This is a genomic window from Streptomyces sp. NPDC005898, from assembly GCF_040629635.1.
Lineage (GTDB): Bacteria > Actinomycetota > Actinomycetes > Streptomycetales > Streptomycetaceae > Streptomyces.
This window is the reverse complement of the sequence record NZ_JBEXWC010000010.1, coordinates 195839-222365: the sequence shown is the minus strand read 5'-3', so window position 1 is coordinate 222365 and position 26527 is coordinate 195839. Positions and strand designations below refer to the sequence as shown.

At 71.0% G+C, this 26527-nt stretch carries 27 protein-coding genes; 10 read left to right on the top strand and 17 right to left on the bottom strand.

What is annotated here, in order from left to right; translation table 11 throughout:
* Nucleotides 1–142: 142 nt before the first annotated feature.
* From ABZ385_RS16565 to ABZ385_RS16555, 3 genes are all read left to right on the top strand, one after another.
* Nucleotides 143–499, top strand: coding sequence for a MerR family transcriptional regulator (locus tag ABZ385_RS16565; protein ID WP_358911906.1), 357 nt, complete (start codon nucleotides 143–145; stop codon nucleotides 497–499).
* Nucleotides 500–615: 116 nt separating this feature from the next.
* On the top strand, nucleotides 616–939 hold the full coding sequence (locus tag ABZ385_RS16560) for a hypothetical protein (protein ID WP_358696087.1): 324 nt from the start codon (nucleotides 616–618) through the stop codon (nucleotides 937–939).
* A gap of 328 nt (nucleotides 940–1267) precedes the next feature.
* Complete coding sequence (locus tag ABZ385_RS16555) at nucleotides 1268–2818, top strand: peptide ligase PGM1-related protein (protein WP_358911904.1); 1551 nt, start codon at nucleotides 1268–1270, stop codon at nucleotides 2816–2818.
* A 94-nt stretch (nucleotides 2819–2912) separates the two neighbouring features.
* On the opposite strand, the gene ABZ385_RS16550 is transcribed toward ABZ385_RS16555, so the two are convergent.
* From ABZ385_RS16550 to ABZ385_RS16515, 8 genes are all read right to left on the bottom strand, one after another.
* Complete coding sequence (locus tag ABZ385_RS16550; protein ID WP_358578380.1) at nucleotides 2913–3656, bottom strand: alanyl-tRNA editing protein; 744 nt, start codon at nucleotides 3654–3656, stop codon at nucleotides 2913–2915.
* 132 nt (nucleotides 3657–3788) lie between these two features.
* Entirely contained in the window at nucleotides 3789–4088 is a 300-nt protein-coding gene (locus ABZ385_RS16545; protein WP_358578378.1) for an AzlD domain-containing protein, read from the bottom strand.
* The gene (locus tag ABZ385_RS16540; protein WP_358911902.1) at nucleotides 4088–4852 is read right to left on the bottom strand and encodes an AzlC family ABC transporter permease; all 765 of its coding nucleotides are present in this window, start codon (nucleotides 4850–4852) and stop codon (nucleotides 4088–4090) included. Before ABZ385_RS16540 ends, ABZ385_RS16545 begins: the two co-directional genes overlap by 1 nt.
* A complete protein-coding gene (locus ABZ385_RS16535) occupies nucleotides 4852–7152 on the bottom strand; it encodes a pyridoxal-phosphate dependent enzyme (protein ID WP_358911900.1) in 2301 nt (766 codons plus the stop codon). Before ABZ385_RS16535 ends, ABZ385_RS16540 begins: the two co-directional genes overlap by 1 nt.
* Nucleotides 7142–8071 carry a kinase gene (locus tag ABZ385_RS16530; protein ID WP_358911898.1) on the bottom strand — a complete coding sequence of 310 codons (930 nt, stop codon included), beginning with the start codon at nucleotides 8069–8071 and terminating at the stop codon, nucleotides 7142–7144. The genes ABZ385_RS16535 and ABZ385_RS16530 overlap by 11 nt, the downstream gene beginning before the upstream one ends.
* Nucleotides 8072–8099: 28 nt before the next feature.
* Nucleotides 8100–9584, bottom strand: a complete 1485-nt coding sequence (locus tag ABZ385_RS16525; RefSeq protein ID WP_358911897.1) for a lyase family protein — start codon at nucleotides 9582–9584, stop codon at nucleotides 8100–8102.
* Between the two features lie 4 nt (nucleotides 9585–9588).
* Nucleotides 9589–10302, bottom strand: coding sequence for a class I SAM-dependent methyltransferase (locus ABZ385_RS16520; protein ID WP_358578366.1), 714 nt, complete (start codon nucleotides 10300–10302; stop codon nucleotides 9589–9591).
* Nucleotides 10293–12182, bottom strand: a complete 1890-nt coding sequence (locus ABZ385_RS16515; RefSeq protein ID WP_358911895.1) for an FAD/NAD(P)-binding protein — start codon at nucleotides 12180–12182, stop codon at nucleotides 10293–10295. Before ABZ385_RS16515 ends, ABZ385_RS16520 begins: the two co-directional genes overlap by 10 nt.
* Before the next feature lie 480 nt (nucleotides 12183–12662).
* Between ABZ385_RS16515 and ABZ385_RS16510 the strand changes: the two genes are divergently transcribed.
* Complete coding sequence (locus ABZ385_RS16510; RefSeq protein WP_358911893.1) at nucleotides 12663–15812, top strand: LpqB family beta-propeller domain-containing protein; 3150 nt, start codon at nucleotides 12663–12665, stop codon at nucleotides 15810–15812.
* Between the two features lie 46 nt (nucleotides 15813–15858).
* Here the strand turns inward: ABZ385_RS16510 and ABZ385_RS16505 are convergent, their stop codons facing one another.
* Entirely contained in the window at nucleotides 15859–16011 is a 153-nt protein-coding gene (locus ABZ385_RS16505) for a hypothetical protein (RefSeq protein ID WP_358578359.1), read from the bottom strand.
* Between the two features lie 102 nt (nucleotides 16012–16113).
* Nucleotides 16114–16512, bottom strand: a complete 399-nt coding sequence (locus ABZ385_RS16500) for a DUF6415 family natural product biosynthesis protein (RefSeq protein WP_358578356.1) — start codon at nucleotides 16510–16512, stop codon at nucleotides 16114–16116.
* A 194-nt stretch (nucleotides 16513–16706) separates the two neighbouring features.
* Between ABZ385_RS16500 and ABZ385_RS16495 the strand changes: the two genes are divergently transcribed.
* Together ABZ385_RS16495 and ABZ385_RS16490 are read left to right on the top strand one after the other, a co-directional pair.
* Nucleotides 16707–16949 (top strand): DUF397 domain-containing protein, encoded by a 243-nt coding sequence (locus ABZ385_RS16495; protein WP_358578354.1) that lies wholly within the window; start codon nucleotides 16707–16709, stop codon nucleotides 16947–16949.
* Between the two features lie 90 nt (nucleotides 16950–17039).
* A complete protein-coding gene (locus ABZ385_RS16490; protein ID WP_358911891.1) occupies nucleotides 17040–17954 on the top strand; it encodes a helix-turn-helix transcriptional regulator in 915 nt (304 codons plus the stop codon).
* Between the two features lie 66 nt (nucleotides 17955–18020).
* Here the strand turns inward: ABZ385_RS16490 and ABZ385_RS16485 are convergent, their stop codons facing one another.
* From ABZ385_RS16485 to ABZ385_RS16465, 5 genes are all read right to left on the bottom strand, one after another.
* Complete coding sequence (locus ABZ385_RS16485) at nucleotides 18021–18854, bottom strand: SAM-dependent methyltransferase (RefSeq protein ID WP_358911889.1); 834 nt, start codon at nucleotides 18852–18854, stop codon at nucleotides 18021–18023.
* Between the two features lie 272 nt (nucleotides 18855–19126).
* Nucleotides 19127–19897 (bottom strand): SDR family oxidoreductase, encoded by a 771-nt coding sequence (locus ABZ385_RS16480; protein WP_358578346.1) that lies wholly within the window; start codon nucleotides 19895–19897, stop codon nucleotides 19127–19129.
* A gap of 188 nt (nucleotides 19898–20085) precedes the next feature.
* A complete protein-coding gene (locus tag ABZ385_RS16475; protein ID WP_358578343.1) occupies nucleotides 20086–20733 on the bottom strand; it encodes a hypothetical protein in 648 nt (215 codons plus the stop codon).
* 101 nt (nucleotides 20734–20834) lie between these two features.
* A complete protein-coding gene (locus ABZ385_RS16470) occupies nucleotides 20835–21782 on the bottom strand; it encodes a hypothetical protein (RefSeq protein ID WP_358578340.1) in 948 nt (315 codons plus the stop codon).
* A 53-nt stretch (nucleotides 21783–21835) separates the two neighbouring features.
* Nucleotides 21836–22726, bottom strand: a complete 891-nt coding sequence (locus ABZ385_RS16465) for a 3-hydroxyacyl-CoA dehydrogenase NAD-binding domain-containing protein (protein WP_358911887.1) — start codon at nucleotides 22724–22726, stop codon at nucleotides 21836–21838.
* Nucleotides 22727–22851: 125 nt separating this feature from the next.
* Between ABZ385_RS16465 and ABZ385_RS16460 the strand changes: the two genes are divergently transcribed.
* On the top strand, nucleotides 22852–23775 hold the full coding sequence (locus tag ABZ385_RS16460; RefSeq protein ID WP_358911885.1) for a LysR family transcriptional regulator: 924 nt from the start codon (nucleotides 22852–22854) through the stop codon (nucleotides 23773–23775).
* 45 nt (nucleotides 23776–23820) lie between these two features.
* On the opposite strand, the gene ABZ385_RS16455 is transcribed toward ABZ385_RS16460, so the two are convergent.
* Entirely contained in the window at nucleotides 23821–24495 is a 675-nt protein-coding gene (locus tag ABZ385_RS16455; protein ID WP_358911883.1) for a TetR/AcrR family transcriptional regulator, read from the bottom strand.
* Between the two features lie 81 nt (nucleotides 24496–24576).
* Between ABZ385_RS16455 and ABZ385_RS16450 the strand changes: the two genes are divergently transcribed.
* From ABZ385_RS16450 to ABZ385_RS16440, 3 genes are all read left to right on the top strand, one after another.
* Nucleotides 24577–25032 carry a nuclear transport factor 2 family protein gene (locus ABZ385_RS16450; RefSeq protein WP_358911881.1) on the top strand — a complete coding sequence of 152 codons (456 nt, stop codon included), beginning with the start codon at nucleotides 24577–24579 and terminating at the stop codon, nucleotides 25030–25032.
* A gap of 32 nt (nucleotides 25033–25064) precedes the next feature.
* Entirely contained in the window at nucleotides 25065–25541 is a 477-nt protein-coding gene (locus ABZ385_RS16445; protein WP_358696108.1) for a DUF3237 domain-containing protein, read from the top strand.
* 179 nt (nucleotides 25542–25720) lie between these two features.
* Nucleotides 25721–25849, top strand: coding sequence for a hypothetical protein (locus tag ABZ385_RS16440; protein WP_358911879.1), 129 nt, complete (start codon nucleotides 25721–25723; stop codon nucleotides 25847–25849).
* Between the two features lie 57 nt (nucleotides 25850–25906).
* On the opposite strand, the gene ABZ385_RS16435 is transcribed toward ABZ385_RS16440, so the two are convergent.
* Nucleotides 25907–26515, bottom strand: a complete 609-nt coding sequence (locus tag ABZ385_RS16435) for a TetR/AcrR family transcriptional regulator (RefSeq protein WP_358911877.1) — start codon at nucleotides 26513–26515, stop codon at nucleotides 25907–25909.
* Nucleotides 26516–26527: the final 12 nt, after the last annotated feature.

Here is a 26527-nt window from a genome sequence, read left to right as displayed (position 1 = left end):
AGCCCCAACTGCCGCCCGGCTGGAGGAGGGGGGCACGGGCGGGTGAGGTCGCCGAGCGGGCGGGGGCGAGCGTGGAGCCGGTATTGCTAGCCTGAACGTGACGTCGACGTGAGGTACGAGCGAGAAGGGAGCGACCTGCGCCATGCGCATCGGGCAGCTCGCCAGGCGGTCAGGGGTCAGCGTGCGGGCCCTGCGCTACTACGAGGAACAGCGGCTCCTGGAATCGGCGCGGACGCCCGGTGGGCAGCGGGACTATCCCGACGAAGCCCTGGAGCGGGTCCAGCTCATCCAGGACCTCTTCGCGGCCGGCCTCTCCAGCCGTACGGTCGTCGAACTCCTGCCGTGCGTGAGCACCGGCGTCGCGACCCCCGCCATGCTCGACCAGCTCATCACCGAACGCGACCGCATCGCCGCACGCATCCAGGACCTGACCCGGGCCAAGACCAAACTGGGCCGCGTGATCGAGAACGTGACCGCGGCGAAGGTGGCGCAGGACTGACCAACTCGCCGTGAGGGATGGGGCCCCGTACATCGCTTCAACCCGTTTGAAGGAAGAGGCGTGCGTACCGCAGCGGCTTCAGGCCGCGGAGGCCGCGAGTGGGCAGAATCGTTCACGTGGAAGCACATCAGTCACCGGAGAAAACCCCCGACGGCCACTTCGTCGTCATCAAGGGTAGGAAATGGCGGGCGACCGACCCGCTGATCCCCGAGGAGATCGCCGCTCGCCTTCGCCACCACCTCATGGCGGCTCGCCGCGCGGTGCGCTCCGCGACGACGGCGGGCGACACCCAGGCGGAGCGGGCCGCGCGCGCACGCGTGAACCAGGCCAAAGTCGCCCTGGGCGAACGGGCCACCCCCTGGTGGGAGCAGTCACAAGACGAACGCCGACAACGCTGGGAACAGGGGCTGGCACGCCTCGACGCTGAGGAGCAGCGCTGACTCCTACAGGCTTCGCGTTGATCCCACTTCGGGACCGGCTGCTGCTGGTGGCCGCTTGCTGCCGCACGTCCTGAGGCCGCCAGGGGAGACCGGCCGTTCGGGCCGTCCGTTCCTCTCACCCGTCACGCGAATCGCCCCTGGTAACGTACGCTCTGCGTTTGCGTCGTAACAGAAAGTTGCCAACTGCTACTGCCTTTCCGTCCCTTCGGCATCGCGGCGCGCGTTCTCTCCTGTGACGGAGTGGCCTTGTGGAGGAGAAGATCGTGGAAGCCCAGCACGCTCTGCCGGTCAACGACCCGGTCAACGACCCGGCCGTCGGCGCGGCCGCATGACGGCGGCCTCGCGCCCTCGCCCGGCCCATGTCCACATCCAGAGCCGGGAGTGCGACCCGGAGATCCTGAAACGGCTGGCCGGTGCCGCGTACTTCCCGGAGCGGCTGCTCGGTTCGGCGATCATCGACACGGTGTGCCGGTCCGACGGGGACCTCCTGTACGTCGCCGCCCCGCGAGTGCTGGACGCCGACGAACAGGTGGGCTACTACCTGGGACTGCTGGGCGCCGACTGCGGTGAGGCGAGGGGCCGGGTGCGCATCGTGAGCCTGGACGACGCGGGTTCCCGATGGCTGAGCGAGAAGGTCCTCGACGCGGAGAACCCCCAGGCCGCACAGGTCCGTGCGGCCATCCGCGCTTTCCTGAACGGCCGTCAGCGCACCGGTGCCGACGTCCGGCTGTGCTACTTCGAACCCTCGGCACCGCTGGAGCGCTACGCCCGCGAGCTGGGAGTCCCGGGCGACCAGCCGCATTCGTCCCACATCCCGCTGGGCTCCAAACACACCGGCCGCAGGATCTTCGCCGAGGTCGGCGTGCCCGTCCCCGACGGTTCCCCCGCCCCCTGCGACACCCTGCACGGCCTCGCCGAGGAAGTGGCGCGGATGGTACGGGCGGGGCACCGTACGGTAGTCGTCAAACTCGACGACCCCGCCTCCGGAGCCGGCCTCGGCAACACGCTCCTCGACCTCGACGACGTGGAACCCTCACTCGGCGCCGATGCGGACGACGCCACGCTGGTGCGACGCCTGCTCGACGTACTGCCCCGGGCCACCCTGGTGGACACCAACATCACCTGGGACGACTACGTACGCACCCTGGAGCGGACCGGCGCCGTCGTGGAGGAGTGGATCCAGGACGACACCCTGCGCAGCCCCAGCTTCCAGGGCAGGATCACCGACGCGGCCGAGGCCGAGGCGGTCTCCACGCACGACCAGGTGCTCGCCAACCACGGCCAGAGTTACGTCGGTTGCCGGTTCCCGGCGAGCGCCGAGTACCGGCACACGCTCATCGACTACGGGTTGCGCATCGGCCGGGCGTTGCGGGACCGGGGAGTGGAAAGGGGCGACTACGGGGTCGACTTCCTGGCCAGGCGGACCGGCGACTCCTGGCAGCTCCTCGGATGCGAGATCAACCTGAGGTCCACCGGCACCAAACACGCCTTCGGCATGGTCACGGGACTCCTCGGGACACGCGCCACGCCGGACGGCCGACTGGTCGTCAGCGGCCCCGCGCCCCACGGCGGGCCCGGGGAACAGGAGCGGGTGTACGAGGCATCGGACAGCATCATGGACCCCCGTTACAAAGGGCTGCGGCCGGCCCAGCTCATCCGAGCCGTCACGCGCTCGCCCCTGGGCTGGGACCCCGAACGCGCGACGGGCGTGGTGCTGCACATGATGAGCCCCACCGCCGAGGTGGGGAAGTTCGGCGCCGTGTGCATCGGGGCCGACCAGACCGAGGCCGCGTCCCTCATGCGGAAGCTGCGCGAACTGGCGGACTCCCTCGCCGCAGAACCGCGCCAGGGGCTGCCGGTCGGACGTTCCCGCCGGTAGCGGCTGCCGAACGGGGGCGGGAAACGTCCCCTGGACGGGGCCCCGGGATACAGCCCGCCTGCCCGCACGGGCCGCTCCCGAGCCCCCCGCCCCCTCAAGCGTCGAGCCGAATCCGCACCCTACGGTTCTGGCGGCCCTTGCTCTCCACCTTGGTGACGGTCACGTGCCCCACCTGACGGGTGGACGCCACATGGGTGCCGCCGTCGGCCTGGACGTCCAGGCCGACCACGTCGACCACGCGGACCTCCGGCAGGTCCGGCGGCGCCACGAACTGGGTACGGACCAGATCCGGGATCACCTGCGCCTCATCCCTGGACAGGACCCGGACCACGATCTGCCGGTCCGCCTCGATCTCCGCGTTCACCGCGTCCTCCAGGCTCTGCTTGAAGCCGGGCGGCACCTCGGGCAGGTTGAAGTCCATCCGGGCCTCGCCCGGCTGCATGTTGCCGCCGGTCACCAGCGCTCCGAAGTCCCGGAACACGGTGCCGCAGAGCACATGGAGGCCCGAGTGCGTCCGCATGAGAGAGCTCCTGCGCCCGTCGTCGAGCGCGCCGGTGACCTGGGTGCCCACCGGGGGCACGGGATCTCCGGGGGCGGGCAGCAGGTAGAGGTCGTCGCCCTTGCGGGTGCCGACGACACGGGTCTGGACGCCCTGCCAGATCAGCACGCCGTGGTCCGGCGGCTGACCCCCGCCGCCCGGGTAGAACGCGGAGCGGTCCAGGACGACCCCCGCTTCCGGGTCGGCCGGGTCGGACCACAGGACGGTGCACTCCCATTCCCTGAGTGTGGCGTCCTCCCAGTCCAGACGATGTGTGCGGCCGTGATGACTGATCCCCATCGATGCTCGGAGGCGCGGCGCCCGTCGAGCGGGCCCGCCCCCCTCTCCTTTCCGTGTCCCTGTGCTGATCCGCCTGCGCGAGATGCGCATGCTGCATACCGAGAAGGCCCCGCCCTGGTTACGCCTCGCAGGTCACCACCAGAGCCTGACGAGCGCGGCGCTCCCCGCACCCAGCGCCACCACCAGCAGGAAAGGCGCCCGCAACAAGGCCGCGACGAAAGCCACACCGAAGCCGAGTGCACGGGCGTCCAGCACGAGACGCTGGTCGGTGGTGAAGGTCTGCACCGCGACGAGAGCGGCGAGCAGCCCCACGGGAAGCAGCGCGGAGATCGTCTGCACCTGCCGCCGCTCCAGGACCGAAGCCGGTACGTACAGCCCGGCGAGCTTGAGGAGGTACACCCCCGCCACCCCGAGGACGATCGCGGTCCACATCAGTTCTCACGCCCCTGTTCGCCGCCCCCGCTCTCCGCCGCGTCCGCGCGGCGCCGCCTCATCAGCAGCCCGGTGACGCACGCGACAAGACCCGCCACCAGCACCGGCACCCCGGCGGGCAGGACGAGCGTGGTGGCGACGGCCGTCACCGCCGCGCCTCCGGCCACCGCCCACAGGCGCGGCCCCCGCAGCCGGGGCATCAGGAGCGCGATGAACGCGGCCGGCGACGCCACGTCGAGGCCGAGGACCGCCGGGTCGGGCAGCGCCTCGGCACCGATCGCCCCGGCGAGCGTGGCCAGGTTCCAGAAGACGAAGACCGCCACGCCCGTGCCGTAGAAGGCCAGCCGCGACGCGCGCTCCGTCGGCCGGCCCATCGCCATGCCGGCGCTCTCGTCGAGGACCAGGTGCGCGGCGAGCACCCGTCGCGCGCCGCGCACCCGCAGCAGCCGGGACAGCGACAGGCCGTACAGACTGTTGCGCACCCCGAGCAGCGTCGCCGTGGCGGCGCCGGTGAGCGCGCTGCCTCCCGCCCCCAGGACCCCGATCACCGCGAACTGCGACGCTCCGGAGAACATCAGCAGCGACAGTACGCAGGACTGCGCGACGGTGAAGCCGGCCGTCACCGCCAGCGCGCCGAACGAGAGCCCGAGGGCGCCGACCGCCAGCCCGACGCCGACCGAGTCACGCAGCAGCGCGCTCCGCTGCCGGGGCCAGTCCGCCTCGGTCTCCCCGGGGGTCTCGACCTCGGTGTTGCTCACCAGCATCACGTATCCCTGTCCTGCACCGCTCTCGGAGCCTCCACCACCACTTCGAGTTCGGTCCGCGCCTTCGCACAGGCCGCCACGGCTTCCTCGGCGGTCTGTGCCCGGGCGATCACGAACCCAAGCCGATGGTAGGCGTTGCGCGCGGGCCCCACCCGCTGTTCCGGCGAGGCGGTCACCGTCACCTGCTGGACGCCCTCGACCGCGCGAGCCGCCTCGACTCCGTCCACCCGGGCCAGGATGCCGGACCTGTCCGTGAGAAGGAACTGGATCGCCGCGACGCCGTCCGGTTCGGGCACGGGGTGCGGCTCACGCCCGAGGGCGATCCGCAGTTGCTGCTCCTGCATCCGCAGCCCGGTCGTCAGCCGGACCAGTTCGGGGATCATGCCGCCGGCGGGACGCGCGTTGATCTCGATCACGACGGGCCCCTCGGCGGTGAGCCGTATCTCGGTGTGCGCGGCGCCGTCGGTGAGACCGACCGCCTCCAGGGCACGCAGGGCGGCACCGGTCAGGTGCTCCGCCGTGGCCCGGGGGAGCGGGGCGGGGAAGACATGGCCGCGTTCGACGAAGTACGGGGGCCCGGCGAGGTGCTTCTCCACGATGCCCAGGCAGTGGGTCTCACCGTGCCGACTGACGGTCTCGACACTGAACTCGGGCCCGTCGAGGTACTCCTCCACCAGGACGGCACCCGCGGTGCGCTGACCGCGTACGTTCCTCTCCTCGGCCAGAACGACCCGGGCCTGGGCAAGGGCCTGCGACACCTGCGTACAGAGCAGCACATGGTTCGAACCGCTGTCGTCGACGGGCTTCACGACGCAGGGCAGGCCGGTGCGGGCCACGGCCTCGGTGACCGCCTGCTCCAGCTGATCGCCGGCGGTCACCACGGCGAAGCGGGGCTGCCGGATGCCCGCGTCGGCCAGCCGCCGCCTGCTGCGGGACTTGTCCCGGCAGACGGCCACCGCGTCGGCCGGACTGCCCGGCAGGCCCAGCCAGTCGGCGATCTCGGCGGTGGGGGAGAGGTAGAAGTCGCTCGTGGTGGTGATCCCGGCGATCTGCTCCCGGCGGAACTCCCGCAGGATCGTGCGCCGCAGCTCGGGCAGGGAGTTGGTGTCGCAGGTGATCACCTCGGCGCCGGTGTCCGGCAGGCCCCGGTAACGCGCGGGGTCGTTGGTGAGCAGGGTGGGGCGCAGGGCGAACTCCTGGGTGAGTTCGAGGGCGAGCATCCCGGTGCCGGTGGTGTTGGACTCGATGAACAGCAGCCGCTGCCTGTCGTCCGAGCGGTCGATGTCCGCGGCGCGGGACCAGGTCTCGCTGACGTCCCCGGCCCGCGCCGAGATCGGTGCGGGGGACGACGACCTGGGCAGCGCGTTGAGCTCCTGGGCGGCCCAGTACGCGTCGTCGTAGATGGTGTCGACGTACCGGTCGCCGCGGTCGGGGAGGATGCCCACGATCCGGGTGCCGGGCTCGGCGTGCGCGGCGACGTGCCGCACGATGTGGTAGACGGAGCCCGAGGTGTTGCCCGCGAAGATCTGCTGCTCCCGGGCGAGTTCACGGGTGGCGGTGAGCGCCTCCCGGTCGTTGAGCCAGTGCACCTCGTGGATGAGCCGCCGGTCGAGATTGCCCGGCAGCAGGCTGTTGCCGAGCCCGCTCTGCCGCCGTCCCGGCCGGTCGGGCTGGCCGAACAGGACGCTCCCGACGCTGTCCACGCCGACCACCTTGAGGTCCGGCATCGTCCTGGACAGTGCGCGTGCCGTGCCGCAGAGCGACCCGCCGCTGCCCACGGACCCGACGAGGACGTCGAAGTCGCCCAGGTCCTGGCGCAGTTCGGCGGCCAGCGCGCGGTACGCGGCGGGGTTGTCGGGGTTCTCGTACTGTTCGGGCCAGAACGCGCCGGGAAGGTCGGCGCGCAGCTGGTGCAGGAGTTCGAGTCGGGCGCTCTGCCAGCCGCCGCCCGTCATCGCCTCCACGATGTGCACCTCGCAGCCGAGGGCGCGGAGCTTGGCCAGGGTGATCCGGTCGATCCGGGGGTCGGTGACGATGTGGACGTGGTGCCCCAGCGACGCGCCGACCAGGGCTACGCCGAGGGCCATGGTGCCGGAGGAGCTCTCGATGATGGGCGCGCCCTCGGCGAGGACGCCGCGCTCGCGGGCCCGCAGGATGATGTTGCGGGCGACGCGGTCCTTCATCCCGTACAGGTTCTGGAACTCCAGCTTGAAGTACACCTCCACGCCGTCCGCCGCGTCGACGGCGGCCCGAACCAGCGGGGTGTGACCTATGGCGTCCGTGACGCTCTCAAAGAGCATGTTCGTCTCCAGCGTGGCCGGCGGGGTGCGTGGCGGGTGAGGGTGCGGACGCGTCCGCACCCAGCGAGCGGAAGACGCTGACGGTGCCCGGCAGTTCGGCGCACCAGGCGCGGGCCCGCTCGATGCGCGCCGGGTCCTCGTCGCGGGCCTCGCCGAGCAGGATGCCGAGGTAGGTGCCGCTGTGCGCGATCACCAGGCCGAGGCCGCCGACCTCGCGGCAGATCTTCCTCATGCGGTCGAAGCGGAAGTCGGGCTGGGGTCCCAGGTGGAGTTTGGCGCCGAGGGTCGTGATACGTCCTACGGTGGACAGGTCGCCGGAGCGGATCGCCGCGGACAGGCCGTCGAGCAGGGACGCGTACCTGTGCCGTGTACGCCGGTCGGGGGTCGGCGCCGCGCGGTTGAAGCGGACCGTGTCGACCATGCCGCCCGCGTCGTGGGCGATCACGGTCAGCGGCGGGAGGAAGCCGAGGCGCTCCCGCAGGCGCACCTCACGGTGGTGGTAGCTGACGATCCCGGAGTACATGACACCGTCGGAGGGTTCGATGCCGCGCAGGAACTCCTCCGTCGTCTCCTCGTCCAGGTCCACGCCGAGGGCGTCGGCGACGGCCCGCGCGGTGGCGACCAGGTCCGCCGAGGAACTGGCGAGGCCCTTGCCCTCCACGAGGCCGCCGCTCAGTTCCAGGGTGCCGCCGACCTCATGCCCGTAGGCGCGCAGCATGCGGGTGGCCAGCAGCCGCGACTTGGCCTTGCCCGGCGGGTGCACCGAGACGCCGCCGCCTCCCGCGGCCGGCCTGAAGACGGCGGTCGACCAGGTGTCGAGGGGAAAGGTCACCAGGAAGCGCTGCGCGTCCGGCAGCATCCCCTGGAGCAGCTCGCCGAAGGTTCCGTTGGCGGCGCCGAAGCCCGCGTCTTTCAACACTGCTGTGCCCTCCCCCCGTCCGCCGTGCTCAGGCGATGCCCAGCCGGCGGTCCGTCTCGGTCATGGAGTCCTGTACGCGCCCTTGCCTCGTGTCCCATGCCGTCGCCGTGTCCCGCCAGAAGTCCGCCTGCGCCGCGAGCAGTTCGCGGACCTCGGCGGGCCGGGTCGAACCGGAGGAGCGCTTCTGCCGGATGCTCGCGGCGACGTCGAATGCCTGCGCGAGCGCCTGTTCGGGTGCGCCCAGTTCGTGGCCGTGCTCCTTGGCGACCCGCTGGAGCAGGTCGGGTCGGAGGTCCTGGGGCGCCGCCCCCTGTTCGAGCGCGGCGAGGATGTACGCGCCCGCCACCACCTGCGCCGTGCGCCAGGGCACCCCCTCGTCGAGCGTCAGCCGGTTGGCCAGGGTGAAGCCGCCGTAGTAGTCGCGGGCGCAGGCCGTTGACATCCGGTCGGTGCGGAAGCGCAGTTGCTCCATGACGGCGGTGGCCAGGGCCAGGGTGGAGCGTGCGGTCAGGAAGGCGGGCAGGATGTGTGCGCCCGCCTCCTTGGACACCTCGACCGAGTTCGAGTACGCCGTGTTCCGCTGCCCGGTGAGGGCGTCGACGTGGAACGCCGCCAGGTGCCCGGTCCTGCCCCGGATGCGTTCGAGGAGGGGGAAGTTCTTCTTCTGCGGCATGGCCGAGGAGATGCCCGCGTAGGCGTCGGGCAGGTCGATGAAGCCGTACTCGCTGCCGCCCCAGGCGATGAGGTCGGTGGTGAAGCGGCTCAACACCGTGCCGAACTGGGCGAGTTCACCGGTGATCCGCAAGGCCCAGCCCCGTGAGGCCACCGAGACCAGGGCGTGCGGCTGCGGCCCCTCGAATCCGAGCAGGTCGGCGGCGCCCTCCCGGTCCCAGTCCAGCTCCTGGCCCGCCATCGCGCCGGCGCCCAGCGGGCAGCGGTTGATCTCGTCGTAGGTCGCCAGCAGCCGCCGGGAGGCTGCCACCACCTCTTCGGACAGGGCTGCCAGGTAGTAGCCGGCGGTGATGATCTGGGCCGCCTGGCCGTGGGTGTACCCGGGCATCACCGTCTCGGTGTGCTTCGCGGCCACTCGGTGCACGGCCTGGCCGAAGGCAAGCAGCGACCGTGCGGTCAGGGCCAGTTGGTGGCGGGCGAACATGACCTGCGCGCAGGCCTGGAGATCGTTGCGGCTGCGGTCCACGTGCCAGGCGGGGACCGGGGAGGCCAGGTGGGAGTCCACCTGGCGCTCGATGGCGAAGGCGATGTCGGACATGTTGCGCTCGGGGTCGGCGGTGAGCGTGTCGGCGGTGACCCCTTGGAGGGCCACGCCGATGCGGCGGGCCTGGTCCGGCGTGAGGATGCCCATGCGCCGGTACTCGACGGCGAGGACCTTCTCGATGGCCACGTACCACGGCAGGAGGTGTTCGACCTCGAAGGCGAACTGCGGGGCGAGCACCTCGTCGTGGAGCAGCCGGTGGGGCCCGGAAGCGATCCGTCCGGTCAGTGGTGTGTCCAAGGGGCTACCGGCTCCTCTTGCGGAGGGTGAAGGCGAGGCTCTCGTGCTCGTGGAAGTAGGGGCGGTACCCGGCGTGCGGGGGCTCCATCCAGCGCAGTTGCTCCACGGCGCTCACCTCGTCGCTCAGCCCGCACGCGGCGAGGTAGGCGTCCAGGTCGGGGCGGTCGTAGAACTTGCAGTAGAAGTCGGCGTGGTCGCGGTACTCCTTGGGGCCGATGGCGACCATGCCGGGGTCGGCGACCTGGCAGTCCCCCATGGTCCACATGTTGGCCACGATGTGGCCGCCGGGCCGGCAGACGCGGTGCAGTTCCTGAAGCGCCTTCTCCGGTTCGGTGAGGTGTCCCAGCAGGTCCCAGCAGAAGATGCCGTCGACGGAGTCGTCGGGCAGCCCGGTGGCGAAGACGTCGGTCTCGTGGAAGACGACGTTGTCGGCGGCGGCCTTGGCGACGACCGTACGGGCGATGCCCATGGCGTTGAGGGAGGTGTCACCGGCGAGCACCACCGTGGCGGCCTGCGCCAGCGGCGGCAGGTTGCGCCCGTCGCCGCAGGGCAGGTCGAGGACGACGAAGGCCGAGTGGTCGGCGAAGAGCTTGGCGGCGTTCACCACGTAGGGCACCGGCGGGTCGCCCCAGAGGTTGGCGTGCCCGTCGAGGCGGTAGGCGTCGTTCCACTGCCCCTTGGCGAGCTCGTCGGCGGCGGACACGGAATTCACAGGCACGATGTCTCCTTGGGCGCGGGGCGTACGGGGTCATCCGCACGCTGTTCTCGGGTGAACTGGCCGAACATGTCCGTGACGCAGCGATGGGCGTCGACGAAGGCCCGGGAGTAACCCGGGGTGGGGATGAGGTGGTTGTAGAACGTGGCCCCCTCGGTCAGCGGGCCGATCAGCCAGAGCCGCCGGTGGCTTGTGCCGTCCGGACCGACGGGGTGCAGTGCCTCGTCGACGTCGGCGGTGGCGACCCGGTCGCTGCCGGGCAGGAGCGGGCTGAGCACCCGGCGCCGGTGCAGCGAGCGCACCAGCGGGCTCGCCGATGCCGCCAGGGCGGGCCAGGGCGCGTTGCCCGCGCACAGCCAGTCCACGCTCTCGTGGTGCGGCTCTTCCAGGCGGGTCGAGGCGAGCGTCCAGCGGCCGGCGTCCTCGCCTTGTCCCGGGGCCACGAGAGGGGCGGGCCCCAGGGGGAAGCGGACGATTCCGGCGTCGGCGAGCGCGAGGAGCTCGGCGTAACGTTCCTTCTGGGGGCCGACCACGGCGCGGTTCATCAACGGCACCGTGCGGCACAGGAACTCTTCGAGTGAAGAGCCGGTCAGGCCACGGAAGTTGACCGCGTCGCGCAGGATGTCGCGCACCTCGCGGACGGCTTCCAGGGCCGCCTTGACCGGACTGAGGGTCAGCCCCTTGTCGGCCTCGGCGAGATCGTCGCGCACGGTGTCGGTGAGCCAGCGCTGGTACGAGGCGCTGTCCCGCCGGTCCATGGTCGCGGAGGGGTCCCACAGGGCGGCCGGATCGAAGTCGCCGTGCACCTGGTCGAGCAGGTCGAGCGCCGCGGTCAGTTTGCCCGAGGCAGCCGCCTGGACGAGGTCGGCGGCCACCGCCTCCTCGGCGGCCGGCCCCTCTTCGACCAGGGTCCGGCAGCGGTGGTAGGCGATCCGCATCTCGCTCATCAGCAGCGGCAGGAGCCGCTCGTCGAAGTCCAGCGGGCCGGCCGAGCGCAGCGAGGCCACGACCTCACGGGTGAGGGCGACGGGCTGGAAGCGGCTGGTCATCTCCGGGCGCCTGGGCCGCACCCGGAAAGGCATACCGGACCGGGAGTACAGCACAATGCGCGGCTCGGCCCCACCGGCCAGATAGCGGACCCGGCCGGATTCCCGCGAGAATGTTCCGCCTCGCCCGACCGTCAACGCGGCGACCGTGTCCATGGCCGAAAGGCCGAATCCGGCGACGGCCACCGAACTGCCCGGTTCCACGGCCGTCACGCTCTCCGGCAGCGGATAAGGATCGGTCACGCGGCGCAGTACCGTCCCCGGATTTCCCCGCAGTTTTCCCGGCCGTTCATTGCCGACGTGCCCGAGGGTGAGAAAGGCGAAGTCCGTCTCGATGAGCGTTCCGTCCGCGAGAGTGATTCTCGTGGTGTCGGTCTCCTCGTCCGGTGCCAGGTCGACCGCCGCGGAACGGTGCAGTCGTATGCGTACGTGGTCAGGGGCCAGGCGGCAGGTCCGCTCGAAGAACCACCGCAGGTACTCGCCGAGCACCCGGCGGGGCAGGAAGTCGTCCGGCGCGATGGCGCGGCCCGTCGTGCTCACCGTACGGCCGTCCGGGCCCAGTCTCAGGCCGCGCTCCGTGACCCACTCGTACAGCCCCGGGCCTTCCTGGGCGCTCTCCGCGCCCACGGACTCCTTCCCCGGGAACATGGATATCTCGCCGCAGAGAGTATTGAGGAGGAGATAGTCTGGCTGATCGGTCGCGTGCAGTCCTTGCCCCGAGGAGAGGGGATCGACGACGTCCACCCGCACGGCGGAGAGGGCGGCGGAATAGCGCGCCAGAGCGACGATCCGTTCCAAGACACTGCACCCTCGGGACCCCAATCCGACAATGCACACCCTTAACTCGGCCGCCACTCAAACCCCCGTAATCTGGAATACCGAGAAGTAACCGAATATCGAGAACCTGGTCGCCCCACCGTACACACCGGACTCGTCGGCGTTCAATGACGCGATCGAACTTAGGCGCATTCGACGCCCTCGACCGGGAGATGATCTATGTCGTCACCGTAAAGCCGACACAGTCAGCGGATACTTCCGGTCCTGCGCGCCGAAAGCAAGTACTCGGATTCGGCCAGAGTGGCTTCCCGCCCCTCTTCGGCAGGGCCCGGCGGTCTCTTTCGCGAGGTCATCGCGGAATGCGCGGGTCTTCCCCGAGTCGCCCGCCCGCAGGCGAATCCGGCCATACCCGGGCCGAGGGGGGCCGAGGGCGGCGCGCGGGTTCCGCCGTTCGTGGCGCGCCCCCTACCCTCCCGACTTGTCCCCGCGCCAGTGGGCAGTAACGCACCACACGAGACCCCGGGAGCAACGTTGCCATCGATGCCACGCAGACATTTCCTCCAGAGCGCCGCGGGCACGGCGATCGCGGGAGTGGCGGTGCCCGCCGTCCCGGCGGCCGTCGCGGCCGCCGCCCCCCAGGACGCCGCGGAGCGGACCGTCCGACTGCGCTTCACCGCCACCACCAACGGCGCCGCCACCCCGGCCCGCCAGCGGTTCCTCGCCGAGGTGCAGAACGTCCTGTGGTCGTTCGCCGACGACGGCCGGCCCGCCATCGCCCTCACCCCGCCCGACCTGGAACCCACCCGCCCCGCCGTCTCGCCCGACGGCCGCCAGGTGGCCATGGCCTGCTTCAAGGGCGGCCAGTTCCACATCTGGGTCATGGCCGTGGACGGGACGGGACTGCGGCGGCTGACCGAAGGGCCCTGGGACGACCGGGGCCCCGCCTGGTCCCCGGACGGCTCGAAGATCGTGTTCTCCTCCGAGCGCGGCGGAGACCCCGTCAAGGGCAGCCCGTACCGCGTCTGGACCGTCGATCCGCACGGCGGAAAACTGACCCAACTCACCGGCCTGAAAGGGCAGTCGGGGCCCGGGCAGGATGTTCCGTACGAGGACTTCGACCCCACCTGGTCCGCCGACGGCAGCCGGATCGTCTTCGTACGGGGGAGCCTCGACCAGACGGTGCTCAGGTCCAGGACGCTGGCGGCCGTGCCCGCGGTCGGCGGGCCCGTCACCGTCTGGCACGCCGAGAGTGAGCCGGGCAACCTCCAGGTCCCGGTCTTCTCGCCCGCCGGGCGCAGCGCCTGGCTGCGCACGGTGCAGCTGGTCGGGAAGTTCGAGCAGGTCATCCTGGTAATGGACGGGAAGCCGGTCCCCGTCGACGGGGAGATCGCCGTCGCCCCGCCCCGCTGGCTCGACGAGGAGCGGCTCCTGCTCACCGTCGACGGACAGTTCCAGATCGTGCGCGCCCGAACGGGCGGCAGCGGACACGTGCTGCCGTTCGACGCGACGCTTCCCGTCGAGCGGCCCCTCTACCGCGTCAAGAAGTACGATTTCGAGCCGCGCGGCACGCGAAAGGTGCGCGGCATCCAGCAGCCGGCTCTCGCCCCCGACGGACGCTCCTTCGCCTTCGTGTCGCTGAACACCCTCTGGATCCAGCCTATGTCGAGCAGCGGAAAGCCCCGGAAGGTCGTCAGGGCGCCGGCCGGTTCCTATGTGCAGGGGCCCACCTGGAGCCGGGACGGGCGTTCGCTGCTGTACGTGGACGACCGCGACGGGCTCAATGCCGTGCGCCGCCATGACCTCGCCACCGGCAAGGACACCGTCCTCGCGCCCGGCGGCCGCGTCCACGGCGCGCTCTCCCCGGACGGGACCCGGCTCGCCTGCCTCGACATGGCCGGCAATCTGCTCGTACGCGACCTCGGCAGCGGCACGGAGAAGGTGCTCGCCGCACCGATGGGCGGCGGCGGGCTGCCGGGGCCGCCCAGCTGGTCCCCCGACGGGCGGTACGTGGCGTACTGCGACCGCAACCGCCTCAACCTCCGCTTCCGCGAGGGCTACAACCTCATCAGGGTCGTCGACGTCACGACCGGAGCCGACCGGCTCCACCCGCTGGCCCCCTTCGCCTCGCTCTCCGACCGGTACGCGTCGGGGCCCGCCTGGTCACCGGACGGCAAGTGGTTCGCCTGCGTCAGCGAGTCCGCGCTCTGGGTGCTGCCCGTGCGCCCCGACGGCACCCCGCACGGCGAACCCCGCCGCCTCGGCGACGAGGGCGCCGACCACCCCTCATGGTCCGCCGACTCCACATCCGTGCTCCATCTCGCGGACGGCAAAGTGAAGTTGACCCCGATCGACGGGGGCGGCGGACGCACCGTGCCCGTGCGAGTCAGCTATCGGCGCTCCACGCCCGTCGACACCCTCGTCCACGCCGGACAGCTCTGGGACGGCACCGGGTCCAGGCCCCGCGACGACATCGACATCCTCATCCGTGACGGCCGCGTCGCCGCCGTCGAACCGCACCGCGCCGGGCGCCGCGCCACTCGCTTCATCGACGCGTCGGACCGTACGGTGCTGCCCGGGCTCTGGGACGCGCACACCCACCCTTGGCAGTACACCTACGGGGCCCGCCAGTCCGCGCTGGAACTCGCGTACGGCGTCACCACCACCGTCTCGCTCGCCGGATTCTCCTACGAACAGGCCCGGTTGAGGGAGGACGTCATCGCCGGCAGGCTCGCCGGGCCGCGCCTGCTCACCACCGGCGAACTGCTCGACGGGCCGCGCGTCGCGTACTCCATGGGCCGCGCGCACCGCACCCCGGAAGGTCTGCGCCGCTCCTTCGCCCGCGGGGCCGCGCTGGACTGGGACTTCGTGAAGACGTACGTCCGGGCGCCGTTCGCGTACATGGCGGCCGCGGCCCGCTTCGGCCATGACCGGCTCGGGGTGCGCTCCGGCTCCCACCTGTGCTCCCAAGGGGTGCAGAGCGGCCAGGATCTGACGACCCATCTGTCCGCCACGGAACGGACCGAGTACGGGCACGGCGCCACCTCGGGGAACCGCACCCACCAGGACACCAGGGAGAACTACACCCACGGCCGCTTCAACCTGGTGGCGACGCCGTTCAGCGCCCTGCCGGCGATCCACGACCACCCGGACCTCGTCGACGACCCCCGCGTGACCGAGATGATGCCGCCCTGGGATCTGGCCACCGTCCGCGCGCAGGCGGCCAAGGTCCCCACGGACACGGAACGGCGCATCCTGCGACGGGAGTTGGCCTCCTACCGGATGGTGGTGAAGGAGGGCGGCCTGATGGCGATCGGCACGGACACCCCGCTGACCCCGGTCGGCCTCCATCTGCATCTGTCCCTCCGCGAACTGGTGGCCCACGGTTTCAGCCCGACCGAAGCCCTGCTGAGCGTGACCGCGGCGCCCGCGCGGGTCTTCGGCGCCGAGCGGGACCTGGGCTCGGTGACGGCGGGGAAGCTGGGAGACCTCACGATCGTCGACGGTGACCCCTTCACCGACTTCGCCGCACTCGTACGGGTCACCCAGGTCCTGGTCGGCGGCCGGCTCCATGAGCGCGCCGAGTTGGCGGCGCCGTACAAGAAGACGAAGGCGCCCAGGGATCGGGCGCCGGGCGCCCCGGACTGGAGGGCGGTGGGGGAGCAGATGCGCAGAGACGGGTGCTGCGAGTGACGGGGACGCCCCCGAGCCGAGCCCTGAGGGGAGGTGGCCGGAGCTTCTACCGGATCAGGTCCAGTTTGGTTTCGCGCAAGTAGGCGCGCACCAGAGCAGTGCCGGCAGCGCAGCGTACGTTGCGGTGGCAGTGCGGACAGTGCCGCACGTGCTGGGTGTAGGCCTCGTAACTGCGCTTGACTGCCGGCGTGCTGAACATCTGTCTCCTGTACCGTCCCTCGTCGGCGCTGTCGCCGTGGCTGGTGTGGGTCCATCCGTCGGACCGAGCTGCGTATCGGGGGCCCGCCGGCGGACGGGCGGGCTACCCGGCGGCTTCGGCGGCGCGGCCGAGGTGCGCCGGAAGGTGGTCCAGGCGCTCGTAGAGGGCGCGTACGAGGCGGGCGAGGTTCTGCGCCCCGGCCACCGTGGTCCGGTGCCGTGGGGACAGGCGCCGCTCGGCCTCGCCGAGCAGGGTCTCGGTCAGGGTCCGCGGGGCGCCGCTCTTCGGCAGGCGCGTGCAGCGCTGTCGCAAGTCCTGGGCAAGGGCGCGGGCATGGTCCGCCAGCAGCAGCGTGATCTGTTCGCAGTCACGGGGCGCGGGCGCCGCCTGGGGTGCGGACCAGGCGAGTACGGCCTGGACGAGTGACAAGTACGGCTCCCGGTCGAGTGGCGATGCTTCATGGAAGACGTCGGGCACGGTCGGTGCCGAGTGTGGGGTCATCGCAATCTTCCCGCAGGCATTTCGGGGTCTGGGCCGCGCAGTTCGGAAGAGCTAATATGCCGTCGGCCCCCTTCTGCTGCAAGTACATCTGCAATTGCATCGGCAATAACGGTCGCTTGGCGGCCGATTCGCGCCACGGCGAGGCAGGGGGATGTTCCGGGCCGAGGCCGATCACCCAGCAAGGAGAAGATCAGGTGAACGCACCGTCGAACGGCATACGCGCCAGCGCCATCGAAGGCGCGGTATGGCGTAAGAGCCGCCGCAGCAACCCCAACGGAAACTGCGTTGAGCTGGCCGTTCTCGCCGACGGCGAGGTGGCGGTCCGCAACTCCCGGCACACGGACGGGCCGGCGTTGCTCTACACCCGCGCGGAGATCGCGGCCTTCGTCCAAGGCGCGAAGGACGGCGACTTCGACGACCTGGCCGGGCTCGCTTGACGCATATGTCGGCCGGATAGTCACCATCACTGTACGGACGGTGGCGGCGGTGCGAAACTGAGTGCTCATCCGACCAACACGGGAGCCAGCATGGCAGCCGCGCAGCCGGGGCGTGTCCCGCCCCCGCGCCGTCACATCGAGCATCCCCGGGGCGGCCCGACAGTTCTGCGGATCGTTCTCGGCACCCAGCTCCGCCGGCTGAGGGAGGCCGCCGGCATCAGCCGGGAAGCCGCGGCGGACGCCATCCGGGGCTCACACGCCAAGATCTGCCGTCTGGAACTCGGCCGCGTCGGCTGCAAGGAACGCGACGTGGCCGACCTCCTGACGCTCTACCGCGTCACGGACGAGAAGCAGCGCGCCGAGTTCCTGGCGTTGGCCCGCGGGACCAGCACGCCCGGCTGGTGGCATCGCTACAACGACGTACTGCCCGGCTGGTTCGAGACACTCATCGGGCTGGAGGAAGCGGCCTCCGTCATCCGCACCTACGAGGTGCAGTTCATCCCGGGCCTGTTGCAGACCGCGGAGTACGCACGTGCCGTGTGCCGGCTCGGCAACCCGCAGGCGTCAGAGGCGGAGATCGAACTGCGGGTGGAGTTGCGGATGCGGCGACAGGCACTGCTCACCGCACCCCATCCGCCCCGGCTGTGGGCGGTGCTGGACGAGGCGTGTCTGCGGCGTCCGCTCGGCGGGTCCGACGCCATGGCGGCCCAGCTGCGGCATCTGCTGGAGATGGCGCGGCTGCCCAACGTCACCGTGCAGATAGCCCCGTTCAGCCTCGGCGGACACGCGGCGGCGGGCGGGCCGATCACGATCCTGCGCTTCCTGGAGCCGGACCTGCCCGACATCGTCTATCTGGAGCAGCTCACCAGCGCGCTCTACTTGGACAAGCGCGACGACGTCGACCACTATCTCGCCGTCACCGACCAGCTCAGCGCGCAGGCCGCGTCCCCGCGCGCCTCCCAGGTCATGCTGGAAGACCTGATCAAGGCGGCGGAGAACGCGTGAAGGACGCGGCAACAGACGTGTGAGGGACGCGGCGGGGGCGGGGGAGCGTCCCGCCCGGCAGATCCGCTACTGCTTGCGGGCGATCCCGCCGTACTCGATCCACTCCATGGTGAGCTGCTTGGGCCCGACATCTCCGTCGGGCTTCCACGTCGAGACCTCCACCAGGCCGGGCTCCAGAACCTCCAAGCCCTCCAGGATCGCGCCGAGTTCGGCCGCCGTGCGCACCCGCCCCCACTGGCCCTGGGTGCTGACCCGCATGAAGTCGGTGACGAAGTCGCGGGTCTTCTGGTCCTCGCTCACCAGCTGGCACACGACCAGGAAGCTGCCGGGGGCCAGACGGTCCGCGACCCGCCGGATCAGCCCGGCGGGGTCGTCCTCGTCCGGAATGCAGTGGAGCACGGACACGAAGAGCGCGGCCACCGGCTGAGTGAAGTCGATCAGCCGCTCGACCTCGGGGTGGCTCATGATTCCGTCGGTGTCGCGCATGTCGGCCTGGATGACCGCGGTGTTCTCGTTCTCCTCCAGCAGCGCGCGGCCGTGGGCCAGCACGATGGGGTCGTTGTCGACGTACACCACGCGGGAGTCCGGGTCGACCCGCTGGGCGACCTGGTGGACGTTGTCCTGCGTCGGCAGCCCCGAGCCGTGATCGAGGAACTGCCGTATGCCCTGCTCCTGCGCCAGCCAGCGCACCGCCCGCTGCAGGAAGCGGCGATTGTTGATCGCCAGGACCCGCGTGCTCGGCACGACCTTGTTCAGTTCCTCGCACGCCGCACGGTCCACGGCGTAGTTGTCCTTGCCGCCGAGGTAGTAGTCGTACATACGCGCCACGCTCGGGATGCTGACGTCGACGGTGCCGGCCTCTGGTCGTATGTCCTGGCCCAATTTCCGCTCTCCCGTCATTCGTTCACTCCATACCCGGCCCCAAGGGGGGTGCCGCGACCGGCCGTTCACGCCATCTGGCCGGACCGGGTGGGCAGGCAGGGCCTCAACATACCTACTCACCGGACCAGTTGCAGCCCGCACCCCATAAGTCGGTACGTGCGGTCGGGTGCGGGCGCCGTGACCGGCTCGCCTTGCGGTACTTGCGGTACGTGAGGTACTGGGGATGCGCGTCGCCGGGGATACGTCCTCGCTCAGTGCGGCGTGGCCCTGTCCGGCGTGCGCGAGGCTGCTCAGCCCATCCGCTCGGCCAGAAACGCTTCCCAGGTGCGGGTGCCCGACATGCCGTCGTCAGCCGCCAGGTTCTCCCCGGCGCGGTACGCCCGGCCGACCTTCCCGGGCAGGGGGACCGGCAGCAGCGGGCGCCGCTTGCCTGCCGCCTTCAGGTAGTCACGGACCAGGTCGCCCAGCCCGTACACCTGGGGACCCGAGAGGTCGGCCACCCTGCCCGCCGGCCGGTCCAGCGCCAACTCGACGAGGCGGGCCGCGACATCGCGGGCGTCCACCGGCTGCCAGCGCATCCCGCTCGGCGCCGGGACGACGGGCAGCTTCCCCATCTTCTCCGCCACCGTCAGCGCCAGGTCGTGGAACTGCGCCGCCCGCAGCGTCGTCCAGGGGATGCCCGACTCGGTGACGGCCCGCTCCGCGCCCAGCTTCGCGCGGAAGTAGGCCAGCGGGATCCGGTCCGCGCCGACCACCGAGATGTACACCAGATGCCGCACCCCGGCCGTGCGCGCGGCGCGCACCAGATTTCCGGTGGCCTCGTCGTCGCCCTTGGGGCCGCCCGCGAGGTGCAGCACCGTCTCGACGCCTTTCAGCGCGTCGTCCAGTCCGGTCCCCCGCAGCAGGTCGCAGCTGCGGTACTCGATGCCGGGCGTTGACGCGCGGCTGCTGCGGGCGAGGACGCGGACGGGGTGGCCCGCCGCGCGCAGCAACGGTACGACGTGGCTGCCGAGTGTGCCCGTACCTCCGGTGACGAGGATGGGGGAAGGCGTGGCGTTCATCGTTGTCTCCCAGGTGAGCGACCTTGTGTCGTACTGCCATGACGGACGGGGCGGCCAGAATGTGACGGGCCGGATGAAGTCCGTGGGAGACATACCTGGGAGAGACCCCGCGAACCACCGGGCTACGCGCGCCACGGGGCCGCGGCCCGCACGGGTCGCGGTCACGCTCGCCGCTGTTCGGCGGCGGCCTACGCGGACCCCTCACCCACTTCGTGTGCCTCGTCGTCCGGGAGTTCCACCGTCGTGACCACGCGGGTCAGGGACGGCCGCCGAGGGGCCGAGCCGAAACCGAACCGGACCGGGGGGTGCACGGCTCTCAGCCCGCCGAGGTCTTCACCGTTCCACTCCGCTCGCGCCGACACGATGGTGCGCAGGTCCCGCGCGGCGTACCACTCGCGGCGCCCCGCCCCCGCGCTGCCGCGTGTCCGGACCCCCGGCATCAGCAGGCGCGCCGGGAGGTCGCAGAGCGCGGCCCAGCCGGGGCGGGTCGCCAGACGGCCCGGGACCAGTCTCAGCACGCGGCCCAGCGCGGTGGAGCGCCCGGGCGTGAACGTGGCCCGCAGCGGTCCGGCTGTCACGGTCCACTGATCATGCCCTGGTTCCACCGCGACCGGGCACACGATGACCTCGTCGAACCGGTAGGTGGCGGCGACGAACCGCGCCACGCGCTCGGACGGCGCCAGCAGCAGGCGCCGGCCGTCGGCCCTCTCCACCATGACGTCGGCAAACGGGCCCATGGGGGACAGCGGCCAGTAGCCGACGACCAGGCGTAGGCCCGAGGCCGTGCCGAGACCGGCGATCCACCCGTCGAACCGCATGCGCCGTGCCGTGCTCATCGGCCCCGCCCTCACTCTCCCGGTGTCACGCCGGATGCCCGCGGGCCACGCTTCCACGCTTCCAGATCGCATCGTGCCACTGGAGGACGGTGGCCGCGCCGTCACACGGCGGCAGCGGGAGTATCCGGGCCCCCCTGATCGCCGCTGTAGAGGCACAGTCCGGTCAGTGGGTGGGGCAGAGCCACGATGTCGCGAGGCTCCTGCCCGGCGGCAGGTCCGTCGGGCAGGGGGACGGCCCGGATGTGGCCGTGGAGGTCGGAGACGTAGGCGATGCCCGCCTCGGCGTCGACGGCGAGGCCGATCGCCTCCTCGAACCCGTCGGCGAGGATCTCCGGAGCTTCCCCCGGGCTCCGGGGTGCCGGCACGCGGGCGCGGTTGAGGGTGTTGCCGGCGGGGGCGGCCCCGCGGTCGGTCCAGTAGAGCCGGTCGCCGGCCAGATGCAGGTCGATCGGCTCGGGCAGGTCGTCCCACAGCACCTCGATGTCGGTCCGGCTCCCCGCGCTCTGCCCGGTGGGGATCTCCAGTCCGGCGCGGAGGATGCGTCCCTTGCCGCCCTTGGCCGGGCCCTTCTGCGTCCAGTACAGGTGCCCTCGCGCGGGGTCCACCGCCACGCCGACGCATTCCCCCATGATCCCGTCCTCGGCGGGGTTGACCACGAGGTCGGTCAGGCCGGTGCCGTCGACCCGGACGCGGCTGACCCGGTGCCCTTCACGGTCGCTCCAGTACAGCGTGCCGGCACCGTCGGACGTCAGCTGCTTGCCGGTGGTCAGCGCCCCGGGCGCGACGACGTCACGTCGCAACCCGCCGGTGAGGTCCATCGCGTGGACACCGCCGTTGGGGCGGGAGAAGTCCTGACCGGCTTCGCCGGGGACGTCGGGATCGCTCAGGGGTGCGCCCATGGTGGTCCAGTAGACGGTGGCCGTGTCCACGACGATGCCGTCCGGAGCCGGACCGGCGTCCTCGCAGAGGGTGTGCACCCGGCCGTCCGGAACAGTCACCCGGAGCACCTTCCCGGGGACGATCTGCAGTGCGAGCAGTGCTTTGGTCATGATGGTCGTCCTTGTTCCGTCGTTCGTGTCCGGCCCTCGCTCCAGGGGCGACTTCATTGCCCGTGCGTGTCGCGGGAGGGGAGGCGCGGCCAGCCCAGCGGCTTTAGGACGGCACGGGTGCGGTCGTCCCGCCGGGCCGCGAGGTGTGCGTAGGCGGTCTCGCCGGTGCCGTAGGCCTGTTCGACGGCGTCGAGGACCTCGCCGGTCCGGGCCGGGTCCGGGCGGCCGGCGTCGAAGGTCAGCTGTGAACCGACGTGCTCCACCAGATGGCGCATGCCCGCCGGCCCGCCGCCCAGGACACCGCTCTCGAACGGGCCCGTCACGGCCCAGCGCAGACCGAGTGAGGCGCGGACCAGGTGGTCGAGGTCCGGCACGTCGATCACGCCCTGCTGCACCAGGTAGGCCGCCTGCTCGTTGAAGACCTTCTGCAGTCGATTCCCGACGAAGCCGGGGATCTCCTTCTTCAGGCGGATCGGTGACTTGCCGAGGCCGCGGTAGACCTCCAGTGCCCGGTCGACGGTCGTCGCGGCCGTCCGCGGTCCGGGCACCACCTCCACCAGCGGCATCAGCTCCGGCGGGTTGAACGGGTGCCCGACGACGATCCGGTCGGCCGCCGGATTGCCCCGGGCGATGGCCGAGGGCAGCAGGGACGAGGACGAGGAGGCCAGCACCACGTCGTCACGCGTGTGCGCGGCGAGCGTCGCGAAGATCTCCCTCTTGACCTCCTCCCGCTCCGGGCCGGCCTCCTGCACGAAGTCCGCGCCGCTCGCCGCGGCCACCAGGTCGGCGGTCGCCGTCACCGGCCTGCCGGCCAGCTCACGCTCCACCAGCTCGCCCAGGTCGGGCCGGGGATCGCTGACACGTACCTCCCAGCCGGCCGCGTCGAACAGACGGGCCCAGGAGATACCGATGACACCAGCGCCGACGATCGTCACGACCGACATGCACATCACCCCAGAGGGACGGCGGAGAAGAGAGGGCTCGGATCCCGACCCACGCATTCCGGTGGGCGGTTCCGCTGTCCAGTGGACACCTCACCGCGAAGGTCTGTCCAATATATGATCTGGTGGTGAGTGATATCCCCGGCAATATCAACCTGTCCCGCCGACTGCTCGAACAGTTCTTGGTGGTCGTACAGGAGAAGCACTTCGGCAGGGCCGCCGAACGGCTCGGCATGAGCCAGCCGCCTCTCAGTCAGTCCATCCAGCGCCTGGAACGGACCGTGGGAGCGCGCCTGCTCGACCGCGGTCCCGGCGGGGTGCGGCTGACGTCGGCCGGCGAGGGCTTCGCCGTCGACGCGCAGCGGCTGCTCGACCTGCAGACCGCCGCGGTGGCCAGGGCCCGGCGGGTGGCGTCAGGCCTCGGGGGAGAGGTGCGGGTCGGGTACGTGAGCCTCCTGAGCTACCTCTACCTCCCCGCGATGTTGCGAGCCGCGGCGGCGCAACTGCCCGACCTGCGAATCCATCTGCAGCACGATTCCTCGGCGGGCGTCGTCGACCAAGTACGGGGCGGGACACTCGACCTCGGATTCGTCCGCGACCCGGCCCGGCTTGCCGACGACCTGGTCAGCACCGTCATCGCCACCGAGCGGATCGCCGCCGCCGTGCCCCGCGGTCACCGCCTCGCCGGGGCGGACGGGATCGACCTCGCCGAACTCGCGGACGACGACTTCGTCCTGCCCGACCCGACCGCTCTTCCCGCACTGGCCGAGCAGGTCCATGTCGCCTGCCGCGAGGCGGGGTTCACCCCACGCGGCGTGGCGGTCGCCGACGACCTCAGCGGCCTGTTCAGCTACGTCGGCGCAGGCCTGTGCGTCAGCCTCGCCCCCGAGGGCCTGCGTCACCTCACGTTCGCCGGGGTGCATCTCGTGCCCCTCCGCGGACGGTCCGGACACCTCGACACCGTCGTCCACGCCGTCCACCGGGCCGACGTCGACCCGGCGGTGATCCGCCTCTTGAATGTGGCCCAATGGGCCCATCCCGAAGGGCAGTGATCCTGCCTTCCTTTTGTCGGTGCGAGGGGCCGTGCTGATGTCGGTTTACGGCTGACGAGGGGTCAGAAGCAACTCGGTCACTCCGTGCACCATGGCCACCGCCTCGTCGCCCCTTCCTTCGGCGTCCAGCCGCAATTCGGTATTCGCCGCCAGGAGAACCGCGTTGATCTGGAACGCGGCGAGTTCCGCGTCGGGTGCTGTGATCTCCCCTGAGTCAGAGGCGTGGCGCAGTTCGTCGGCGAGCAGGGACCGCCAGTCGCGTTGGCTGCGGAACAACGCGTCACGTACCGGTCCTGGCCGGCTGTCGAAGTCCGCCAGGTTCGCGGCCCAGAAGCAGCCTCCTGGGAACAGGGGGGCCGTGGCGTACTCGATCCATGACTCGATCAACGCCTGGAACCGCGCCGCGCCGCGGGGCACGCTCCTCGTCGGGCGCACCACCGCGTCGTCGAACACCAGCCGTGCGCACTCGACCGCGGCGACCTGCAAGTTCTCCTTCGTGCCGAAGAGGGTCTGTACACCGCTCTTGCTGGCGCCGAGGTCACCGGCCAGCCGACCGAAGCTGAGCCCCGCCAGCCCCTCCAGCGAGGCGAGATCCACGGCATGCAGCAACACCGCCTGCCGGGATCTCGCGCCTTTGAGCAGGCGCCGGTCCGACGTCACGGCGTCGGCCGCCCGAGGCGCGGTAGCGGGAGGGGTAAGTCGCTGTTCACCTTCGTCCATCGCGCCATCTTGGCAGACGCCTTGCGCTTTACGTACGTACGACCGTACGTTGAGATTTCACACACTGAGGGAGGGGTCCTCTTGGACGGCCATCGCATGTTCGAACTGGCGAAGGCACTCGCAGACACGAAGAGCCGACAGGACATACCGGCATCCATGAAGCTCTTGCACCGTGAAATGACGTTGTCCGCACCGGCGTTGGGGACCACTGCCCATGGTCCGGCCGCGAACGAGAGGGCGCTTGGGCGGTTCTTTGCCGCCTTCCCCGATTACGCGGTGGTCCTCGACGGACACGCCGACGACGGCTCGTCCCTGGTGTGCTGGGGCAGGGCGAAGATGACCATGACGGGAAACCGGTTCGGTGTGACCCCCAACGGCAGACGCGCCGAGCTGCCGGTGTTCATCCGGTTCTCCTTCAGGGACGACCTGATCGCGAGCGAGCACTTCTTCTTCGATCTGTCGGAACTCTGTGCTCAGTCCGGCGTTTCCACGGACACCGTCCGGCGGACCCTGTTCCAGCCAACCCGCCTCACATGAAAGGGCATTGCGACATGGCCACAGACCCAAGAGTGAAGGACGTCGGAGAGATCAAAACGACTCACCTCTTCGACATGGTCGTCGATCTCCACCCGAGGCAGGACATGGGTGAGGGCCCGCGCGGGCGGAGGGTCCACTTCGGTTCGGCCGGCGGCACCTTCGAAGGGCCGAGGCTGAGGGGTGACGTACTGCCCGGGGGCGGTGACTGGGCGGTCTTCCGTCCGGACGGAGTGATGGTGCTCGACGTCCGGCTGACACTGCGCACACACGACGGCCAACTGCTGTACATGACCTACGGCGGCAGGTGGGTCACCCCGCCCCACCTGCGCGCCGATCTGGCCGAGCCCGCCAAACGGCATCAGGTCGACCCGGAGAGCTACTACTTCCACACCAATCCGCTCTTCGAGACAGGAGCGCATCAGTACATGTGGCTCAATGACATCGTCTGCGTGGGGACGGGTTACGTGGTCGAGGGTGGTGTCGCCTACAAGGTCTCGGCGATCGTCTGAGGCCCGGCCGCGAACCCGGCCGCCTCGCTCAGGGCCGTCCGCTGGGCCGAGGGCGCGTCCACTGACCTGACGGCACATCCGGTCGGTAGGGCGGACCGCTCGACGGTATGTGTATCCCACCCGGCGTGGCGCGGATCTGGGAGGGCGTACATCATCAACGCCCTTGTGAGGAGAGCTCCGTGACGACTGCTGAATTCCCGGACCAGGACGACGAGCAGGCGGCCCCCCGAGGCCGCAGGCGCAAGCTGATGCTGCTGGGCGCCGTGCTGTCCCTCGTGGCCCTGACGGCGGCCCGGCGCAGGCGCTGAAACCCGGGGGCCAGGATGGCTCCGGCTCCGGATCATGGCTCTGGCTCCGGACCGCCCTCAGTCGGCCGGAGCTTCGTCGGCATGGGCGATGAGCCCCGCCGCCACCACTGATGCGACGACGTCCAACTGGGCGCCGTTCATCGGGCTGGGCAGGACCAGCAGGGCGAGGAAGAGCGGGCCGCCCAGCAGCATGTGTGCCAGCGCGGGATCCGGTGCCCGGTGCAGTTCGCCGCGCTGCAGGGCGCGCTCGATGATCGCGGCGAGGTCCCTGCGCTCCCGGGCGACGAAGGTGTTCCGCAACCGGGCGGCGAGTTCGGCGTCGCGGGACATCTCGGCCAGGAGCGCGGGGATCACCTCGCGGGCGGCGGGGCTGGAGAGACGTTCGTGGATGACGCGGGCCATCGCGCGGAGATCGTCGCGCAGCGAGCCGGAATCCGGCGGGGGCTCGATGTCCATGCCGTGCACGGCGGCCGCGAAGAGCAGTTCGGCCTTGGAGCCGAACCTGCGGTAGATGGCGGCCTTGCCCACCCCCGCGCGGGCGGCGGTCGCGTCCATGGTGACGCGGGTGTAGCCGGTCTCGGTGAGGAGTTCGCGCGCGGCCAGGAGGACGGCCTGGTCGATCTGGCTGTCCCTGGGGCGTCCCATGCGTGGTGCTTGGCTCGGCATGACCTCAGTATA

What these genes read in the sequence shown, in the direction of transcription:
- ABZ385_RS16470 (WP_358578340.1), bottom strand. Translation starts at nt 21,782, where the DNA reads ATGACCAAAGCACTGCTCGCACTGCAGATCGTCCCCGGGAAGGTGCTC.
- ABZ385_RS16505 (WP_358578359.1), bottom strand. Translation starts at nt 16,011, where the DNA reads ATGTTCAGCACGCCGGCAGTCAAGCGCAGTTACGAGGCCTACACCCAG.
- ABZ385_RS16480 (WP_358578346.1), bottom strand. Translation starts at nt 19,897, where the DNA reads ATGAACGCCACGCCTTCCCCCATCCTCGTCACCGGAGGTACGGGCACA.
- ABZ385_RS16545 (WP_358578378.1), bottom strand. Translation starts at nt 4,088, where the DNA reads ATGTGGACCGCGATCGTCCTCGGGGTGGCGGGGGTGTACCTCCTCAAG.
- ABZ385_RS16555 (WP_358911904.1), top strand. Translation starts at nt 1,268, where the DNA reads ATGACGGCGGCCTCGCGCCCTCGCCCGGCCCATGTCCACATCCAGAGC.
- ABZ385_RS16435 (WP_358911877.1), bottom strand. Translation starts at nt 26,515, where the DNA reads ATGCCGAGCCAAGCACCACGCATGGGACGCCCCAGGGACAGCCAGATC.
- ABZ385_RS16490 (WP_358911891.1), top strand. Translation starts at nt 17,040, where the DNA reads ATGGCAGCCGCGCAGCCGGGGCGTGTCCCGCCCCCGCGCCGTCACATC.
- ABZ385_RS16550 (WP_358578380.1), bottom strand. Translation starts at nt 3,656, where the DNA reads ATGGGGATCAGTCATCACGGCCGCACACATCGTCTGGACTGGGAGGAC.
- ABZ385_RS16500 (WP_358578356.1), bottom strand. Translation starts at nt 16,512, where the DNA reads ATGACCCCACACTCGGCACCGACCGTGCCCGACGTCTTCCATGAAGCA.
- ABZ385_RS16455 (WP_358911883.1), bottom strand. Translation starts at nt 24,495, where the DNA reads ATGGACGAAGGTGAACAGCGACTTACCCCTCCCGCTACCGCGCCTCGG.
- ABZ385_RS16535 (WP_358911900.1), bottom strand. Translation starts at nt 7,152, where the DNA reads ATGCTCTTTGAGAGCGTCACGGACGCCATAGGTCACACCCCGCTGGTT.
- ABZ385_RS16540 (WP_358911902.1), bottom strand. Translation starts at nt 4,852, where the DNA reads ATGCTGGTGAGCAACACCGAGGTCGAGACCCCCGGGGAGACCGAGGCG.
- ABZ385_RS16475 (WP_358578343.1), bottom strand. Translation starts at nt 20,733, where the DNA reads ATGAGCACGGCACGGCGCATGCGGTTCGACGGGTGGATCGCCGGTCTC.
- ABZ385_RS16510 (WP_358911893.1), top strand. Translation starts at nt 12,663, where the DNA reads ATGCCACGCAGACATTTCCTCCAGAGCGCCGCGGGCACGGCGATCGCG.
- ABZ385_RS16565 (WP_358911906.1), top strand. Translation starts at nt 143, where the DNA reads ATGCGCATCGGGCAGCTCGCCAGGCGGTCAGGGGTCAGCGTGCGGGCC.
- ABZ385_RS16465 (WP_358911887.1), bottom strand. Translation starts at nt 22,726, where the DNA reads ATGTCGGTCGTGACGATCGTCGGCGCTGGTGTCATCGGTATCTCCTGG.
- ABZ385_RS16485 (WP_358911889.1), bottom strand. Translation starts at nt 18,854, where the DNA reads ATGACGGGAGAGCGGAAATTGGGCCAGGACATACGACCAGAGGCCGGC.